25 protein-coding genes, 2 pseudogenes and 1 riboswitch are annotated in these 16,079 nt (G+C 42.1%); of the genes and pseudogenes, 8 read left to right on the top strand and 19 right to left on the bottom strand.

Annotated features, from left to right (window positions below; genetic code table 11):
- The first annotated feature begins 66 nt into the window (after positions 1–66).
- Entirely contained in the window at positions 67–240 is a 174-nt protein-coding gene (locus EKC99_RS01450) for a hypothetical protein (RefSeq protein ID WP_163150111.1), read from the top strand.
- On the opposite strand, the gene EKC99_RS01455 is transcribed toward EKC99_RS01450, so the two are convergent.
- The 5 genes from EKC99_RS01455 to EKC99_RS01475 all read right to left on the bottom strand — a co-directional run bounded on the left by EKC99_RS01455 (position 223) and on the right by EKC99_RS01475 (position 2,606).
- Complete coding sequence (locus EKC99_RS01455) at positions 223–1,515, bottom strand: globin-coupled sensor protein (protein ID WP_163150113.1); 1,293 nt, start codon at positions 1,513–1,515, stop codon at positions 223–225. The genes EKC99_RS01450 and EKC99_RS01455 overlap by 18 nt on opposite strands.
- Positions 1,516–1,596: 81 nt before the next feature.
- A complete protein-coding gene (locus EKC99_RS01460) occupies positions 1,597–1,740 on the bottom strand; it encodes a YvrJ family protein (RefSeq protein WP_009361115.1) in 144 nt (47 codons plus the stop codon).
- A gap of 68 nt (positions 1,741–1,808) precedes the next feature.
- Positions 1,809–2,024, bottom strand: a complete 216-nt coding sequence (locus EKC99_RS01465) for a DUF2922 domain-containing protein (RefSeq protein WP_009361116.1) — start codon at positions 2,022–2,024, stop codon at positions 1,809–1,811.
- Between the two features lie 12 nt (positions 2,025–2,036).
- Entirely contained in the window at positions 2,037–2,240 is a 204-nt protein-coding gene (locus tag EKC99_RS01470) for a DUF1659 domain-containing protein (protein WP_009361117.1), read from the bottom strand.
- A gap of 51 nt (positions 2,241–2,291) precedes the next feature.
- Positions 2,292–2,606: a winged helix-turn-helix transcriptional regulator gene (locus EKC99_RS01475; RefSeq protein ID WP_019418020.1), complete on the bottom strand. Its 315-nt coding sequence runs from the start codon at positions 2,604–2,606 to the stop codon at positions 2,292–2,294.
- A 114-nt stretch (positions 2,607–2,720) separates the two neighbouring features.
- On the opposite strand from EKC99_RS01475, the gene EKC99_RS01480 reads away from it, so the two are divergent.
- Positions 2,721–3,323, top strand: a complete 603-nt coding sequence (locus EKC99_RS01480; RefSeq protein WP_026011749.1) for a nitroreductase family protein — start codon at positions 2,721–2,723, stop codon at positions 3,321–3,323.
- 15 nt (positions 3,324–3,338) lie between these two features.
- Here the strand turns inward: EKC99_RS01480 and EKC99_RS01485 are convergent, their stop codons facing one another.
- Both EKC99_RS01485 and EKC99_RS01490 read right to left on the bottom strand, forming a co-directional pair.
- Positions 3,339–4,595, bottom strand: coding sequence for an ATP-binding protein (locus EKC99_RS01485; protein WP_163150115.1), 1,257 nt, complete (start codon positions 4,593–4,595; stop codon positions 3,339–3,341).
- Positions 4,596–4,613: 18 nt separating this feature from the next.
- Complete coding sequence (locus EKC99_RS01490; RefSeq protein ID WP_009361121.1) at positions 4,614–4,856, bottom strand: YueH family protein; 243 nt, start codon at positions 4,854–4,856, stop codon at positions 4,614–4,616.
- A 256-nt stretch (positions 4,857–5,112) separates the two neighbouring features.
- Between EKC99_RS01490 and EKC99_RS01495 the strand changes: the two genes are divergently transcribed.
- A complete protein-coding gene (locus tag EKC99_RS01495) occupies positions 5,113–5,637 on the top strand; it encodes a sigma-70 family RNA polymerase sigma factor (protein WP_019418024.1) in 525 nt (174 codons plus the stop codon).
- On the opposite strand, the gene EKC99_RS01500 is transcribed toward EKC99_RS01495, so the two are convergent.
- On the bottom strand, positions 5,564–5,764 hold the full coding sequence (locus EKC99_RS01500; RefSeq protein ID WP_009361123.1) for a hypothetical protein: 201 nt from the start codon (positions 5,762–5,764) through the stop codon (positions 5,564–5,566). The two genes, EKC99_RS01495 and EKC99_RS01500, sit on opposite strands and share 74 nt — an antisense overlap.
- 141 nt (positions 5,765–5,905) lie before the next feature.
- Here EKC99_RS01500 and EKC99_RS01505 point away from each other — a divergent pair, with 141 nt between their 5' ends.
- Both EKC99_RS01505 and EKC99_RS01510 read left to right on the top strand, forming a co-directional pair.
- On the top strand, positions 5,906–6,052 hold the full coding sequence (locus tag EKC99_RS01505; protein ID WP_163150117.1) for a hypothetical protein: 147 nt from the start codon (positions 5,906–5,908) through the stop codon (positions 6,050–6,052).
- An 88-nt stretch (positions 6,053–6,140) separates the two neighbouring features.
- Positions 6,141–6,317 carry a YkvS family protein gene (locus EKC99_RS01510; RefSeq protein ID WP_009362719.1) on the top strand — a complete coding sequence of 59 codons (177 nt, stop codon included), beginning with the start codon at positions 6,141–6,143 and terminating at the stop codon, positions 6,315–6,317.
- A gap of 15 nt (positions 6,318–6,332) precedes the next feature.
- Here EKC99_RS01510 and EKC99_RS01515 read toward each other — a convergent pair whose 3' ends face one another.
- The 7 genes and pseudogenes from EKC99_RS01515 to queC all read right to left on the bottom strand — a co-directional run bounded on the left by EKC99_RS01515 (position 6,333) and on the right by queC (position 10,642).
- Positions 6,333–7,022, bottom strand: a complete 690-nt coding sequence (locus EKC99_RS01515) for an oxidoreductase (protein ID WP_240468781.1) — start codon at positions 7,020–7,022, stop codon at positions 6,333–6,335.
- A 117-nt stretch (positions 7,023–7,139) separates the two neighbouring features.
- A pseudogene (queF, locus tag EKC99_RS01520) lies at positions 7,140–7,469 on the bottom strand (preQ(1) synthase); the annotation flags it as partial.
- Positions 7,470–7,600: 131 nt separating this feature from the next.
- Positions 7,601–8,503 (bottom strand): hypothetical protein, encoded by a 903-nt coding sequence (locus tag EKC99_RS01525; RefSeq protein ID WP_043965114.1) that lies wholly within the window; start codon positions 8,501–8,503, stop codon positions 7,601–7,603.
- 137 nt (positions 8,504–8,640) lie between these two features.
- Positions 8,641–8,802: pseudogene (locus EKC99_RS01530) on the bottom strand (preQ(1) synthase); the annotation flags it as partial.
- An 18-nt stretch (positions 8,803–8,820) separates the two neighbouring features.
- On the bottom strand, positions 8,821–9,543 hold the full coding sequence (gene queE / locus EKC99_RS01535; RefSeq protein ID WP_163150121.1) for a 7-carboxy-7-deazaguanine synthase QueE: 723 nt from the start codon (positions 9,541–9,543) through the stop codon (positions 8,821–8,823).
- Positions 9,543–9,980 (bottom strand): 6-carboxytetrahydropterin synthase QueD, encoded by a 438-nt coding sequence (gene queD / locus EKC99_RS01540; RefSeq protein ID WP_009362722.1) that lies wholly within the window; start codon positions 9,978–9,980, stop codon positions 9,543–9,545. The genes queE and queD overlap by 1 nt, the downstream gene beginning before the upstream one ends.
- Entirely contained in the window at positions 9,977–10,642 is a 666-nt protein-coding gene (queC, locus tag EKC99_RS01545; protein WP_019418028.1) for a 7-cyano-7-deazaguanine synthase QueC, read from the bottom strand. The genes queD and queC overlap by 4 nt, the downstream gene beginning before the upstream one ends.
- Positions 10,643–10,718: 76 nt before the next feature.
- A riboswitch (PreQ1 riboswitch) is annotated at positions 10,719–10,763 on the bottom strand.
- Positions 10,764–10,902: 139 nt separating this feature from the next.
- Between queC and phoU the strand changes: the two genes are divergently transcribed.
- The gene (gene phoU / locus EKC99_RS01550; protein WP_009362724.1) at positions 10,903–11,562 is read left to right on the top strand and encodes a phosphate signaling complex protein PhoU; all 660 of its coding nucleotides are present in this window, start codon (positions 10,903–10,905) and stop codon (positions 11,560–11,562) included.
- Between the two features lie 89 nt (positions 11,563–11,651).
- The gene (locus EKC99_RS01555) at positions 11,652–12,227 is read left to right on the top strand and encodes a hypothetical protein (RefSeq protein ID WP_163150123.1); all 576 of its coding nucleotides are present in this window, start codon (positions 11,652–11,654) and stop codon (positions 12,225–12,227) included.
- Positions 12,228–12,273: 46 nt separating this feature from the next.
- On the opposite strand, the gene EKC99_RS15860 is transcribed toward EKC99_RS01555, so the two are convergent.
- Positions 12,274–12,387 carry a DUF6254 family protein gene (locus EKC99_RS15860; protein WP_003396753.1) on the bottom strand — a complete coding sequence of 38 codons (114 nt, stop codon included), beginning with the start codon at positions 12,385–12,387 and terminating at the stop codon, positions 12,274–12,276.
- 106 nt (positions 12,388–12,493) lie between these two features.
- On the opposite strand from EKC99_RS15860, the gene EKC99_RS01560 reads away from it, so the two are divergent.
- Entirely contained in the window at positions 12,494–14,107 is a 1,614-nt protein-coding gene (locus tag EKC99_RS01560; RefSeq protein WP_163150126.1) for a methyl-accepting chemotaxis protein, read from the top strand.
- 10 nt (positions 14,108–14,117) lie between these two features.
- Here EKC99_RS01560 and EKC99_RS01565 read toward each other — a convergent pair whose 3' ends face one another.
- The 3 genes from EKC99_RS01565 to EKC99_RS01575 all read right to left on the bottom strand — a co-directional run bounded on the left by EKC99_RS01565 (position 14,118) and on the right by EKC99_RS01575 (position 16,050).
- Positions 14,118–14,567, bottom strand: coding sequence for a hypothetical protein (locus tag EKC99_RS01565; RefSeq protein WP_163150129.1), 450 nt, complete (start codon positions 14,565–14,567; stop codon positions 14,118–14,120).
- A gap of 45 nt (positions 14,568–14,612) precedes the next feature.
- Entirely contained in the window at positions 14,613–15,608 is a 996-nt protein-coding gene (locus EKC99_RS01570; protein WP_163150132.1) for a YkvI family membrane protein, read from the bottom strand.
- A 67-nt stretch (positions 15,609–15,675) separates the two neighbouring features.
- The gene (locus tag EKC99_RS01575; protein WP_163150135.1) at positions 15,676–16,050 is read right to left on the bottom strand and encodes a FixH family protein; all 375 of its coding nucleotides are present in this window, start codon (positions 16,048–16,050) and stop codon (positions 15,676–15,678) included.
- Positions 16,051–16,079 lie beyond the last annotated feature (29 nt).

The following is a 16,079-nucleotide window of genomic DNA, read 5'->3' on the forward strand; positions in this document are numbered from 1 at the left end:
CCATATGTATAAAAAGTTTCACTTTTTTTCAAAATACATAGTAAAAACGATGAAAGGAGAAAAGCGATGGTTGCTTTTTTTATGTTTGCCATGTTTTTTGCCGACTATGAAACCGAAGGAAAAAAAATAGAGCCTTCCATTTACGCGACGGTAAACGAAAGGCATCATGAGCCGTTTCAACCAAGACAATATATTCGGAAAGTAGAGAAAAAAGAGGACGGATTACAATTCGCTCGCTAACCCTTCTAATTCATCCGCAGAGGCGGAAACGTGTTCCATCGCCTCGTGAATTTCGCTTACTGCTTGTACACACGCTTTCATTTCGCCGTCAATGCGGACGCTATATTGGCAAATACGTTCAAGCGCTGTTGCAAATTCATCAAAAAACGAATAAATCGTTTCCATTCCATTTGTACTCTCGGTCACAGAAAGCGATGCTTGTTCAAGCGATTGCGACATCGCAACAATATGATCATGAATGTCGCTTAATACGCGCGACACGTCAGCGACCGATTGTTTCGTTTGCGTCGCGAGTTTGCGCACTTCATCAGCAACAACAGCAAACCCTTTTCCGTGCTCCCCTGCGCGCGCCGCTTCAATCGATGCGTTCAACGAAAGCATATTCGTTTGATCCGCAATGGACGTCACAAGCGAAGCGATATGTTCAATTTCTTTCATCGCTTGTTGGAGCTTGCCCATATTCGTTTCAATTTGTTTCATTTTTTCGTTCATTTGTCGCATGTTTTCTACTTGCGCTTGCAATTGTTTTTTTCCTTTTTCTGATTTTTCAGCGCTCGCCACAGCCACATGAGAAGCTTCTTGCGCTGCTTGCAAAATGCCAGCAGTTTGCGCGTTTAACGAAGAAACGGAAGCGCTTACTTCATCAGAGACGTGACTTAACTGTTGAATCGATTCTTTCACTTGTTCTTTCATTTGTTGTTTGAGCGTCTCCATTTGTAAACGAAGCGCTTCATTTTCCCGTTCATATTGTTCTAAAACGAGTTGCTGTTCGACGTTTAACATTTTAGAGACCGATTTCATAATGGCTCGCACATATAGCGGTCGTTCAATATGCTCCCCAATGATTTCCCACATTTCTTCAAGCAAATGTTGAAACGAAGCGATGTACCATTTCGGCTCTAAACCGATGCGGACGTGTGCTTGGGCAACGCGGCGCCTTTTTTCAATAAACGCTTCATCAATCTGTCCGTTAAACATTTCTTTGACATGGATCGTTAACGTTTGTTTTAGGCGCTCAATTGTGCTATGTTGTTGAATGATCGAAAGCAAATGACTTTCTGTTTGAAGCGCACGATAAAAAGCGTCAACGATGCGAGCAATATGTGCTTCGATATAAGGTTTGACGTGCTGTAAAATCGCAATATCTTTCGTCGTCATCCCGATGAGCGCCAGCTGTCGTTCAACCGTTTTGTCGTTCAAACGAAGCGGTTCTTCTTTCATTTGTAAAATCGCCTCAAGTTGTAAATCACGCTCATCTCGTTTTCGTTTAAACAAAATAAAACCCCCCTTAACTCACATAAACAACATGTTTACATATGTATGTTAACAAACGGAAGAAAAAAAGAAAACACCCATTTAGTTGGGTGCTTTCCATTGTTCACCTAGCGTACGAATCGAATCGATGACCGCATCTAATTTTCCTTCAATCCGATGCAGTAAATAAAACGTTACCGCAATGGGAAAACCGACATCGGAAAGAAGCGACAAATAGGCTTCCATCTTTCTCATCCTTTCTTTTTTCGCTTATATGCGACAAGGTGTCCTGTGTGTCAGGACACCTTCACTCGTTAAGCAAACGCCCATTGTGTCATCGTCGTATCGATGAGGCGCGCTCCTTTTTTCGCGATGAGGTCGCCTCCGCTAGACGGAAAGACGTTTGCGGCAATGATGACATCCATCACTTGACTAATTTGCGCTTCTGTCACATCTTCACGCGGTGCATCAATCGTGAAACGAACCGTCTTTCCTTCTTCATTCATAAACTGCAATTCAAGCGTTTTCATTTCTCATCCCTCCTATTCGCCTAATACGTGCACATCGTTGCGATATACGTGAACGAGCGGAGCGCTTTGCAAAGATGCGAGCGCTTGGGCAACAGAGACGAGCGAGCTTTCCGTTGCGTTCGGTTTAATCGTATACGTTTTGTTTTTATATACCGGTTTGCCCGTTTCTGTCACGCCCACTTCAAACGTTAAACGAAGTTGTGAACGTTGAATCACGCCTCCTCCCCTCCTTTCACCTATAACTATCGCAACGACAATGGCAAAAGGTTAGGGACTACACCATTTTTCTGCCCATGCTTGCACCGCTTCCATCACGATGCGTAAATCTTTTCCTTTCTCCGTTAATTCGTATTCAATGCGCACAGGCTTTTCCGGATATACATGGCGGACGACGATTTGTTCTTCTTCTAACTCTTTTAATCGTTCTGTTAACATTTTTTGACTAATTTCTGGAATACTTTCTGCTAAATCTTTAAAGCGAAGCGGACCGCGAAATAAGACGTGAATAATTAATCCGTTCCATCTTTTACCGATTAATTCAAACGCGGCTTCAATTTTTGGACAAACATGTGAATGTTCCATGGATGATCACCCTATGCATGAAATTTGACAAACTTATTGTAACTAAATTAATATATTTATCGTAACTAACAAAAAGTGAGTAATGTTATTTTTGTATGTTCAAGGAGGATATATATGATTTCAATTATGGAACAACGTCAATCGATTCGGAAATACGATCCGAATGCTTCGATTTCGAAAGAACAACTGACAAAAATTTTACAATTAGCGACAAAAGCGCCTTCCGCTTGGAACTTGCAACATTGGCATTTCGTCGTCATCTATGGAAAAGAAGCGCAACAAAAGCTTCTTCCGATCGCTTACAATCAACAACAAATTGTTGATGCATCCGCGGTCGTTGCGGTGCTTGGCGATTTACAAGCGAATAAAAAAACAGATGCCGTATATGATCCGCTTGTCGCACAAGGAAAAATGACAAAAGAAGTGAAAGAGACGCTCGCCAAACAAATTGAACAAGCATATACAAACGCACAATATGCGCGCGATGCTGCGTTCACGAACGCTTCGTTAGCAGCGATGCAACTCATGCTTGCCGCAAAAGCAGAAGGGTTTGATACGTGCGCCATCGGCGGCTTTGATCCACAAGCATTCATGAAAGAATTTCACATTTCAGACCGATACATTCCGGTGATGCTTATTACAATCGGTAAAGCGAGCGCGCCAGCCCATCCGTCTCTCCGTTTACCAGTAGATGAAGTCACGACATGGGTAGAGTGATAAAAATGACCCGTTTTAAGACGGGTCATTTTTATATGTTGGCAATATGATGTGAACCCGCGTTCCTTTGCCGACTTTGCTTTCGATTTGCATCGTGCCTTTATGTTCATGAATCATTTTCATGCTCGTCGTTAAACCAAGTCCCATTCCTTTTTCTTTTAACGTATAAAACGGTTCGCCAATTCGTTTTAAATGCTCTTGTTCAATGCCTTTTCCTGTATCTTCGATGATAATATGGACGCGGTCATCTTCTTCTTTCGTAGAAATTGTAAGCGTTCCCCCTTTTGGCATCGCTTCTAAGGCGTTTTTTACGACGTTGACAAACACTTGGATGAGCTCGTTTTTGTCGCCGTGTACGGTTGCCGATGTGTGCGGTTCGTATTTCATTTGTACATTTTGCAAAATCGCTTCGTACGTAAACAATCCGACAACGTAGTCAACAACGTCGTGTAAAGCGAGCGGCTTATACGATTTCATTTGCGGTTTCGCTAGCACGAGAAGTTGGCTCACGATTTGATTGACGCGCTCAATTTCATCTAACATAATTTGCACGAAACGTTCATCTACTTCTTTCGTTTCTTTCATCATTTGTAAAAAGCCTTTAATGGACGTGAGCGGATTGCGAATTTCGTGGGCGATGCCTGCCGCTAACTCGCCGATGACCGATAGTTTTTCTTTTTTCAACAACAGCTGCTCAGCAACTTTTTGTTGCGTAATGTCGCGACCGATGACGACAAGCCCTTTTCGTTTTCCGTTTTCGTAAAATAGCGGCACTTTAATGACGTCAAACGTTTTCATTTCACCGTTTGGCATCGGAAACGATTCTTCCGCACGCGTCACCGTTTTTGCCCGCCACGCTTCTTCATCCGAATCGATGCAATAAAGTAACGCCTCGCGAAAATGAGGAGTATATTCCGCCAGTTCCGCATCTGTTTTTCCTTTATAATCGACATGCTCAAGCCCATAAAGCTTTAAACCAAATTCGTTTACTCTGAGCCAACGCCCTTGTCCATCTTTAAACGAGACGAAATCAGGCATCGCATGAATGAGCGTCAACAGCTCTTGTTCGCTTTCGCTCATCTGTTTTAAGGCACGATGTTTTTTCAAAGCGATATACATAAATACAGCAGACAACATGACAAAAATAAAGCCTTTAAACGTTTGAACATATGGCATGATGTGTTGTGGAAGCGGCAACTTTTCTACGTAAAAATCAGTCAATACGATCCAAATGGTGCTGACAATCACATAAATGACAATGGCGTATTTCATCTGGCAACGAAACCTTTCCTACATTTCTCTCATCCATTGTGCAAGCTTCATCGCAAGCGGCGAAACATGTTCTTCTTCTAACACTTTCGCAAGCGATTGTTGTAAACGCGATTCGATATGAGCGAAATCATCATAGCTAACATAAATGGACCATTCCAAATACGGAATCGCGACAACGATATATTGTTCTTTTTTATTTTCATAAATGTATACATTTTGTTGTAATGATTGTTCATCAATCGTCGCTTTTCTAATTTTCATCTCTTACTCATGCCTTTCCATTTTTTATTATCATATCACAAAATTTTTCCATTGTTCAAAACATTTTTTAGCAAATCCGCTCATTTTCACTTCGTTTTTCGTCCGATTTTTTGTATTTCCTCTAGGCAAATGGTGTGTATGCAGAACATAAACGGACGATTTTTATCCGTTTTCCCTTTCGCTTGGCGCAAGCGTTTTTGTTAGGCTAAATGTACCGCGGAATAACTGAAGGCGCGCCTTCAAGGAAGGGATATATATGTCATTTGAAAAAATCGTTGCCGAATATCGCCCACTCATTTCTTATATCATTCGCAAGTTGCACATTCGCCGTCATGTCGATGAATATATGCAAATTGGCTTCATTGCGCTTTGGGAAGCATATGAACGATACGACGAAACGAAAGGTTCCTTTTGTACGTTCGCATTCAAAATGATTCGCTGGCGCATCGTGTCACAGCTGCGCAAAGAAACGAGAAACGTACACGTTCCGTTGCCAGATGAATATGTGTTAAAAGAAAATGTCGATTTTTTTGCCGACATCATGTGGGAAGAAGCGATGCAATATTTAACGCCACGTGAGCGCATATGGCTTGTTCGTCATGTGATCGAAGGAAAAACATTAAAACAAATCGCTCATGAAGAAGGCGTAAGCGTGAATGCCGTAAAACAATGGCGCATGTCCGCCGTCAAAAAGCTAAAACGTTACGTTAACTGCGCGGCTCATCCATATAGTAGTACACGACATCCCCACCGCGCTGGGCAACGCCGCGAAAATGTTTAAAATCTTCTTGTTGGACGAGCACATGACGAAACGTTAAAAAATGTTCCTTTTTCACAAGTACATGTGGAATGGCGCGCGTGCGCAATTGTTGAAGAAGTTGCTTTGCTTCTTGTTCAGTCACGTTCATCCCTCCCTCTTTGTTTTAACGTGCTGAACGATACATGTCAATACGATGTGTGAATGCCTAATTTTGTTATATTGACACACGTCTATCGAAAATGCACATACAATGTTGGTGGATTCTAAATGAAAGAAAGGAAGATGAACGATGAATGACTGGAATATGTATGAAGATTTCCGACTAGATCAACAAATGATGCCGCAAACAATGCCAATGCCACAAATGCCGCAACAAATGCCACAGATGATGCCAGGACCAATGTGGCCGTACATGCCGTATGGGCCACAGCGTTAAAAATAGTTGAAAATGCCCTTTACGAACGAGGAAAAATCATGCAAAATAGAAAAAAGGTTTAAAAATTCAAAAGTAAAGGGGATTTTCAATGAAAAAAGCGCAAATTGGCGACATCATTGAATTTAAAAATGGGTTGCGGGGAATTGTTGAAAAAGTAAACGAAAATTCAGTTATTGTCGATTTAACGTATATGGACAACTACAAAGAACTCGACTTGCAAGAACGAACAGTCGTCAACCATAAAAACTACAAAATTGTAGAGTAACGAAAAGAGGGCTGCTTATTGTTGATGAGACAGCCCTCTTTGTTGTTCACATTGCCCTTTCATTTCGCTACATTCGTAAATGTATACCCCTTTTTTTTCTGAAAGTGCAGCATAATACATCGCTTCTGCCACTTGTTTTGCGGCGATCGGTTTATATTTTTCCCATTTGCCGACGAACGCAAACGAAAAACCGTGACAAAGCCATTCCGCTGTTTTTTCACCGAGACGAAATTCTTGTCGCTCACCTGTTAATAACGATGGGCGAAAAATGTGCAACGAGCGAATCGTAAGCCGCTGCAACGCTTCTTCCGTCTCTCCTTTGACGCGATTGTAAAAAAACATCGAATGCGGATCTGCCCCGATCGCAGAAACGAATAAAAACGTTTTGACGTGACATTTTTCCGCCAGTTTTGCCGCCCGCAACGTATATTCGTAATCCACTTTAATAAATTGTTGTCTTGTTTTTGCTTTTTTCATCGTCGTCCCTAAACAACTAAATACATCGTCGACATGAAAATATTCTTCATATTGTTCTATTTTGTCAAAATCAACGACAACTTGTTTTAATTTTTCATGCTTGCACGCCATTTGTTTTCGAACAAACACCGTCACTCGTTCATAATGCTCCGAACGAAGCAACCGCTGGAGAAGCTCGCCTCCGACTAATCCGCTTGCTCCGATCACAAGAGCCGTTCTCTGTCTCAAATGAAGACCCCCCAAACAAAAAAGGTTCGTAACAATTTGTCATTATATACCCGTTTGCGAAAAAAAACTAGTTCTCTTTTATGAATTTTTTAAGGCTGACTTCATGAGCCAGCCTTCTTAGCGATTATCTACTTTTTCCGGATATAAATCGTGGTTTAATAAGCGATATTCCGCCATTTGTTCGTATTTCGTTCCCGGGCGACCCCAGTTGCAATACGGGTCAATCGAAATGCCGCCGCGCGGTGTAAATTTCCCCCACACTTCAATGTAGCGCGGCTCCATGACGCGAATTAAATCGTTCATAATAATATTGACGCAATCTTCATGAAAATCACCATGATTGCGGAAACTAAATAAATATAACTTCAGCGACTTGCTTTCAACACATTTTTTATCAGGAATGTAACTAATGTAAATTGTTGCAAAATCTGGTTGTCCGGTTTTTGGCAACTGCTTTTTGTAGAGCAGGTGGACTATATCTTATTCTTATTCGACTGCGATATCGAATAAGAACCCTTGCGCTTCCACCACGATATTTTCATCGTGATGTACTCTACTCTCTTCCTTTATCACTACTTTTACTCGCTTCGTGATAAAGTGATTTCGATAGTCTCTGCACCTTCCTTAAAGAAAAAGGCTGTATACATCGCACTTTCTTCTTTAAGGCTTGGCTCAGGGTTGGAGAAATAGGGTTCTAATAAATGGATAAGACGATTCTCTTCTTGCATTCTCATATAATAATTCTCTTGTCGATGGATATTGCGATGACATGCAGAACACAAACATTTGTAAATTTTACTAAAGTTTTCTTTATGAAATTTATGCATTTCTGAAATGACAGACAGTGTGTCTAAACAATTACGTTTATCTAAATAAAAGCAAATAGCATCAAAAATTTTTGTAAAAGATAGGAGATGATGTCCATTACAAGTAATGGATCTGATTCCACAGCACTCACAAGTATAGTCTTTTTCAATAACGATATATCTATTCCAAGTGTCAAGAACATACTCTTTCACACTAAGACGATCAATGTGTTTATAGACCTGAGAACTGTAAAATCCACCTTTCCAATTCGAATTATTTTTTCCTCTTTGTTTTTTGGATAGATTTTCTTTAAATTCCTCTGATCTTTTCACATTTTTATTTGAAGCAGAAATTTTATTTTTTATTTCTTGAGCCTTCTCTTTACCATAAATATCCTCATAACTTTTCCCTTTATACATAATCTCTGCTTTTCTTTTATTAGAAATCGAATATCTTTCCTTTTTCCTCTTCACTATGTTTTCAAAAACATCTAATCCGTACTCCGCAATAATCCTTTCTCTTTCCGAGTGCCTAGGTAACCCGTGAATCTGCCTCCACCTTTCAAGACTAGACCAATCCATACCTAATTCAATGGACAACTCATGAATACTTTTCCCAATGTAAATAAACTGCTCAGTAAACCATCCCTTATCTCTCCAAGGTGTACCGTACAATACAAACACCCTTTCACGAACACATATTCCTATGCTTGTATTGTACATAAAAATTCAGATAATTTCCACCCTTTTTCTCTTCCCCTGAATTCACAAGGTTTAGCCGACAGTGTCACCACTGAAGTGTGCCCTCATTGACACAAGCTCGTAAACTCCGGACAGTTAAATTTTACAAAGTAGTCGCGATCGGGATGTTTGTTATCAAACACTTCAAGAATGTCTGGGCTGTATTCAAATACATATTTCGTTCCTTGGTTTCCAAGAAGCGTAACTCCTTGTAGTTCTTCATCTTTTCTCATCGCTTTCTCCTCCTTTAGTTATACGCCGCGACGATTGCCCCATAATAACGTGTGTAGTTGGGGCAAGACGCGAACGTCGTTCATTTCGCTTGATTGCACAACTTGTTCGACGAGCCATTCAAGTTTTTGTAATAATTTTAAGCGAAGCGTAACGTCGTCTGCTTCCTGTAGCTCATCGTTGCCGACTTGAACGTAAAACGGAACGGTTGGGTAGCGTTGATGCACATGTTTGGCATAAGCAAAATCTTCATCGTTAAATACGACGACTTTTATACTCACTTGTCCGCGATGGCTCGCTAATCGGTCCATGATTGTATCAAGCATCGCAAAGTTTGTTTCCATGCTTGAACTCGGCGGCTTTGGTGAAATCGTGAAATCATCGATATCGTAAAACCAGTCTTGCCATACGCTTCCTTGCGTCTCTAAGCCGATGCGCATTCGATGTTGTTTCAGTAAAGAAATGAGCGCATGCAAACTTTTGAGCAGCGCAGGATTGCCGCCTGAAATGGTCACGTGGTTAAACCGATCCCCGCCAAGTTGTTTCAGTTGTTGCCAAATGTCTTCAGCCGTCATTTGTTTTATTTCATCTTTCGCTGAACCGTCCCACGTAAACGACGAATCGCACCAACGGCAACGATAGTCGCATCCTGCTGTGCGGACAAACATCGTTTTTTGCCCGATGACCATGCCTTCGCCTTGAATCGTCGGGCCGAAAATTTCAATGACCGGAATGCGCTCCATTATTGTTTCCCTGCTTTCGGACGATATACGACGTAGCTTGTCGGGGACTCCCGCACAAACACTTGAACGCATGTCGGTTTATTCGGCAACGTGTCTAAATGTTCCTGAACGATTTCTGCAATTTTTCGCGCTACCACTTCTGTCGTTGGAAAATGTTCAGCCGCTGTATCGCTAAATACGTCTTTATGGTCGTTCATAACTGTATGATCAAAACGGTTGTGCACAAGTTTTTTTAACTGTTGAAAGTTAATTAAAAAGCCTGAATCATCAAGCTCGTCACCTGCAACAGTAATGTTGATAAAATACGTATGTCCGTGCATATTCGCACATTGGCCGGCTGCTTCATGCGGAATAAAGTGCGCTGCCGCAATTTGCATATCTTTATTTAATTCATAGCGAAACGGGTGAATGACTTGCGGATAAATTTGTTGGATCATTGCACATGCGCCCCTTTCTTTTCACTCATATATTGATCAAGACCTCGTTTACGCAACACGCACGCTGGACATTCGCCACAACCGTCAGCGATGATGCCGTTGTAGCATGTGAGCGTTTTCGTGCGCACGAACTCAAGCGCATCCAGCTCATCAGCAAGCTTCCACGTTTCCGCTTTATTTAACCACATGAGCGGCGTATGAATGACAAAGTCGTAATCCATCGCTAAATTAAGCGTCACATTTAACGATTTAATAAATACGTCACGGCAATCCGGATAGCCACTAAAGTCTGTTTCACATACGCCCGTCACGAGATGACGCGCCCCTTTTTGTTTCGCAAGCACCGCCGCAAACGATAAAAACAATAAATTGCGCCCATCGACAAACGTGGACGGCAATTGTCCTTCTTTTTGTTCGATCGCTATATCGCTTCTTGTTAGCGCATTTGGTGCGAGCTGATGTAATAGCGACATATCAAGCACCGTATGTGGCACGTCAAGCTCTTTCGCAATCGATGCAGCGACGTCAATTTCAAGCCGATGGCGTTGGTTGTAATCAAACGTCACCGCTTCGACTTCCGCAAAATGTTTTTTCGCCCAAAATAAACATGTTGTACTGTCTTGGCCGCCACTAAAAACGACGACTGCTTTTTCTCTTTTCATCTTTCGCTCCCCTTTCTTACATAATGAGAAGAAAGAGCGTTCTAAAACAAAAACGCTATACCCCCTAAGGACATAGCGATCCCTAGTTTTTTTATAGAGGGTGTTCTAGAACCTCTCCTACGCAAGCCGCGTAGAATTCTTCTTCAATTGTACGCCTAACAATATACCATAAAACATATATTCATTCTATAAAAAATTATGCTTTATTTGTGAACTGTTTTCAGGATATAATAACAACAAAAAAAGTTAGGTGATTCAACATGACAAAACGTTCAACTTTTGATGCGGCGCTTCAACAACTGCGCGAAAAATTAATGACGATGGTATCTGCTTCCCAACAAGCGCTACATGAATCGATTGAAGCGTTAAAAACGCAAAATATCGCGAAAGCAGATGACATTATCGAAAACGATAAAAAAATTAACGAACTTGAGCGCGAAATTAACGAGCTGGCAATTATGACGATTTTAAAACAACAACCGGTCGCATCTGATTTACGTCGGTTAATCGTTGCGCTTAAAATTTCGTCTGATGTCGAGCGCATTGGTGACATTGCGGTCAATATCGCAAAATCAGTCAAATTTATCGGCACAGAACCGCATGTGAAACCGATCGTCCACATTCCTGAAATGGCGGCAATCGTCAATGAAATGTTAGACCATGCGCTTCATGCGTTCCATAACGATGACGTTGAAGAAGCGAAACGGATCGCACTTGAAGACGATCGAGTAGATGAGTTGCAAGGAAAAATTATTCAAGAATTAATTGACTTAATGAGCGAAAAACCAGAGTTTACAAATCAAATTACACAATTGTCGTTCATCACGCGCAACTTAGAGCGCGCTGGCGACCATGTGACAAATATCGCTGAAAATATTTTATATAGCGTCAAAGGAATTCGCATTGATTTAAACTATTAAATATTCGGGTGCCTCATAATTTGAGGCATCTTTTTTATCGCTTTCTTTTTTATGCGATGATATAATTTTGTCGGGGGAGGTGAGTAAACATGGACGATATGCTCAAACGTATTTTCGATGAGCTTGCATTGTTGCGCGAACACATGGCCACAAAAGACGATATCGCTGCCATGGACAAGCGTATCGAACACATCGAGCAAACGATGGCGACAAAAGACGATATCGTAAGCATTGAGCAACGCATGGCCACAAAAGACGATATCGCAAGCATCGAGCAGCGCATGGCTACTAAAGATGACATCGCAAGCATCGAGCAGCGCATGGCTACTAAAGATGACATCGTAAGCATCGAGCAACGCATGGCCACTAAAGATGACATCGTAAGCATCGAGCAACGCATGGCCACTAAAGATGACATCGTAAGCATCGAGCAACGCATGGCCACTAAAGATGACGTCGCAGACATTCCTCTCATTAAACAAGCCGTGTTAGAAACATTAGAAGCAGTAAATGAAATATCAACGATCAAGCAAAACCTCGCTGAAATGTCCCAAAAGCTAGATGATGTCATCGCGACCCAAGCGCGACACGAGCTCGCTATCCAGTCGCTCGCTGTTCGGTCACTTGTACATGAAAACGAAATTCGTGCGTTAAAAGCAAGATAACGAGGCAAAAGGCTGTCACAAACTTCTTTGGGACAGCCTTTTCCATTTATTTTTCTTCTTTTGCTAGTTGTTCAAACGACTTCACTTTCCCGTGCGGTTCGTTTTGCGCTTGTTTCCGAACGGTCCATTGTCGCTCTTTTTGTCTTTTCGATTGGGTCATTCGTCTCACCTCCCTTTTTATCATTTGTTCATTTTTCTTTTTTATGACTTTTTCGTTGTTTGAAAATTGTGTATATTTGAAATAAGGGGAAAAGGGGGAGAGAACATTGTTACAATCGAAACAAGCAAAAAAAGCACTGCAAAAAGTACAACGAGTAGCGAAAGAAGTACAACGAACGATGCGATTAGACCAAGCGCTCGCTCAACAGCTCAATTCGTTGCGCGACGTATTAGACCGCCATCTTGAACGCGATGAATATTTCGTCATCGTCGATGAAGACGGAAAAGGTGTTGTGCATACAAACCGTTTGCGTGAAGGGATGGTGTTTGACGACGAAGTAGGAAAAAAAGCGGCAACGACAACTGCTCCACTGTTGCAACTGTATAAACGAAATACGGGCGAAGTGCTCATTGATGCGGCCTGTCCGCTTTTCGAACAAAATGGAAAGCGCTTTAATTTGCGCATGGGACGTCTGATCCATCAGCCATATATAGAAATGTGGTTTAGCACGATCGTCTTCTTGCCAGTCATCGCTCTTTTTATTGTTGCGTTTATAATGCAGCTATCGGTCAAACAAACGTTGCTTCTGACGGGCGTCACCGGCTTCATCAGCTTTCTCGTTTCTTTTTCATTTTACCGTACGATCATGAACCGCCTGCACGCGTGGTATCACGTCACTCGTGCCGTCTCATCCGGACAGCTTCATACCGAAGTGAAAACGGTCGGAAAGCGCAACGCTTTTCATCAAATTGGCTATGAAATAAACAAAGTCATTCTCGGTTTGCGCATGATTTTACAACAAATCGCAAAGGCAACTTCCTCCGTCGAACAAGTGAGCCACGAACAAAAAGAAGAAGCGAAGCGAATTGCGGAGGCGTTTGATGAAGTGTCCGCAACGATGGAAACGTTTCGTGAAGGGGCGCAAAAACAAACGACGTTTGTCGATGAAGCGAAACAGCGCATTCAAACGATGCTTGATTACATGCGCACCGTCCAAACAGATATTGAACAAGTCGTCGAACGGGCGCAAACGACATTTCAATCTGCCCAAACAGGATATACGTATATGCAAGCTATCGAACAACAAATGAACGACACAAAACAACAAATGAACGACACCGCAAAACAAATTCAAACGGTCGCGAAAGAAGCCGATGCGCTCATCCAAAAAGTGTCCGCCATTACGGCGATTGCGGAACAAACGAACATGTTGGCGTTAAATGCTTCCATTGAAGCGGCACGAGCAGGAGAAGCTGGAAAAGGATTTGCCGTCGTCGCCTCAGAAGTGCGGAAACTTGCGGAACATACGAACGCTTTCGCGCATGAAATTTTATCATCGCTTGCGAATACGTATAATCAACTATCAAGCGTCGCACATGCGGTCACGAAACAAGCAAATACGATCGACGAAACGACCACCTCCTTAACAAAACTGACCGACAGTATTGCGTATTTTCAAACGATGTCACATGAGCTAAATGCGTTAAGTCAACGAAACCGAACGCTCATGCAACAAACGACAAAAGAAGGAAACGAACTACACGAAGCGATTACAGATATTTATACGATCGCCAACGACTTTACAAAAGTCGTTCACGAAACGGCAAGCGGGCTGGAACAACAAGCGATGAGCGTCCATCAACTCGCAAAAGAAGCGGCAGTGCTAGCGGAGGAAGTGTATCAACTAAAACAAATTTTACATCGGTTTGGCGTGAAGTGAAAAAGCGAGCCTAAAGTGCATTGGCTCGCTCGCTTTTTGTACGATATGCATATGCCCCGACACCGATCGTTAAAATAAAAAGAAACAAAAGCATCTCTCCTGCCTCTAAGCTCGCGACAACGCTACATCCGAAACAAACGAGAAGCGGTGTTTCCAGCCACTGTTCCTTGCTAAACAGCCACCACTCAAATAAACCGATCGTAAACGCCAATACGTACATCGTTTCGGCATGAAGCCAAAAGAACGAAAAAACTCCCATCCATAACGCAATGGCTGCTGGCAATAAAAGAAATGCGTCATGCTCACGTACACCGCGCTTAAACACATATATATGAACGATAAGTCCAAAAGAAAAAACAATAAGCGCCCATACGCTTGCATCGTACCATTGAATGATGTGAAACGTTTCGAGCGTAAAGAAAAGAAGTAAAACGAACATTGCCATGACCGTTTGCCGCATCACTTCACCTCCCCTTTACATTCAATGTACTACACTTCTTTTTTTCTAGCTAGGCATTTTTCGATAGAAAAGCAAGAAAATAAAAATAATGCTCATATATCCAAACAAAGGATATAAAAAAGTAAGAAGCGCATGATATCCGATTAAGCTAAACGCATACATCGCTAGCAAAAGCACAATAAGGATAAATGTCGGCTGCTGAAAAAAAAGCGCCAATTTCCGATGCAAGCCGAACACCCCTGCAATAAACGAGGTGAAAATTTCCCCATAAATAATCACGACGTATAACGAGTAAAACGAAGCAAGCGAACGTTTCACTACTTCCGCCATCGGAATGCTGTAAGAGGACAATTGCGGCAACAATGAAAGAGCAACATGACTGCTAAATAAAATAAACATAAGCAACATGCCACCGAGCCAACCACCGAGACGGATCGTCTGTTCATCTTTTACTTCCGTTGCAAGCGGAACGAGAACGACTTGCGCCATCGCTAAATTAAACGCCACATACGCAAACGGAGAAAAAAAAGCAGCAAGCGGTGGCTTCGTCCATACGACGTCGCTTCCGTTCATTATCGCAATACTTAAACTAAATATCACCATCATCGGCACGACAATCATATTGACGCTTAAAATACCGTTTAAACCAAATAACATCGTCACAAAGGCGAGAATGATCGTGAGCACAAGCCCAACATATGCCGGCATATGAAGCTGTTCTTCAAACACCGCCCCCGCCCCTGACAACATGACCGATGTCACGCTAAATAACACAACAAACATAAAGAGATTGACGAGAAAACCGAATTTCCCAAACAAATACGCATTCAACTGTTCATATGAACGGGCATGAAGCCGAGCGGCCATCATCATTAAACGCGTTCCGAAAAAAATAAATAGCCCCCCGCTTGTCGCAATAGTCACAAACCCAATTGCACCGTATTGCGTAAAAAATTGCACAATTTCTTTTCCGGTCGCAAATCCAGCCCCAACAACCGTTCCGACATACACAAACGCAATTTGAACCGCCCGCATCCACATACGCTCTCCCCCACTCGTCCATTTTTTCTATATATATGAAAAAAAAACGGCGAATATTTTCCGCCGTTTATTCTACCACTACATCGATTTTTGGCATATTATGCATATTTTTCGCCGTCACATGCGCCACAACCGCATACGTTCCTTTCGTTGCAAACGTATAGCGCGCGACATATTTTCCGTCGCCGACATGTTTTCCTTCAATCATTTGTCGGTCTTCTGTGCCATGTTTCCATACTTCAAATTTCACTTCTGATGCATCCGTTACTTTTTCATCGCCATATGTCACAAAACAAGCGAGTTCGACTTCTTGATTAGCCGGAAGCTTTTCTTCCACCGCCATGTTGACGTCTAAATACGCCAACTCTTCTTCTTCCGCCTTGCTCGCACAACCGGCGACAACAAGCAAAACGAACGAAAACAACAACAACCATTTTTTCATGTTTATCCCCTTCCATGTTACAATAGTTT

The sequence above is a fragment of the Anoxybacillus sp. MB8 genome (genome assembly GCF_011006755.1).
Taxonomy (GTDB): Bacteria; Bacillota; Bacilli; order Bacillales; family Anoxybacillaceae; genus Anoxybacillus; species Anoxybacillus gonensis.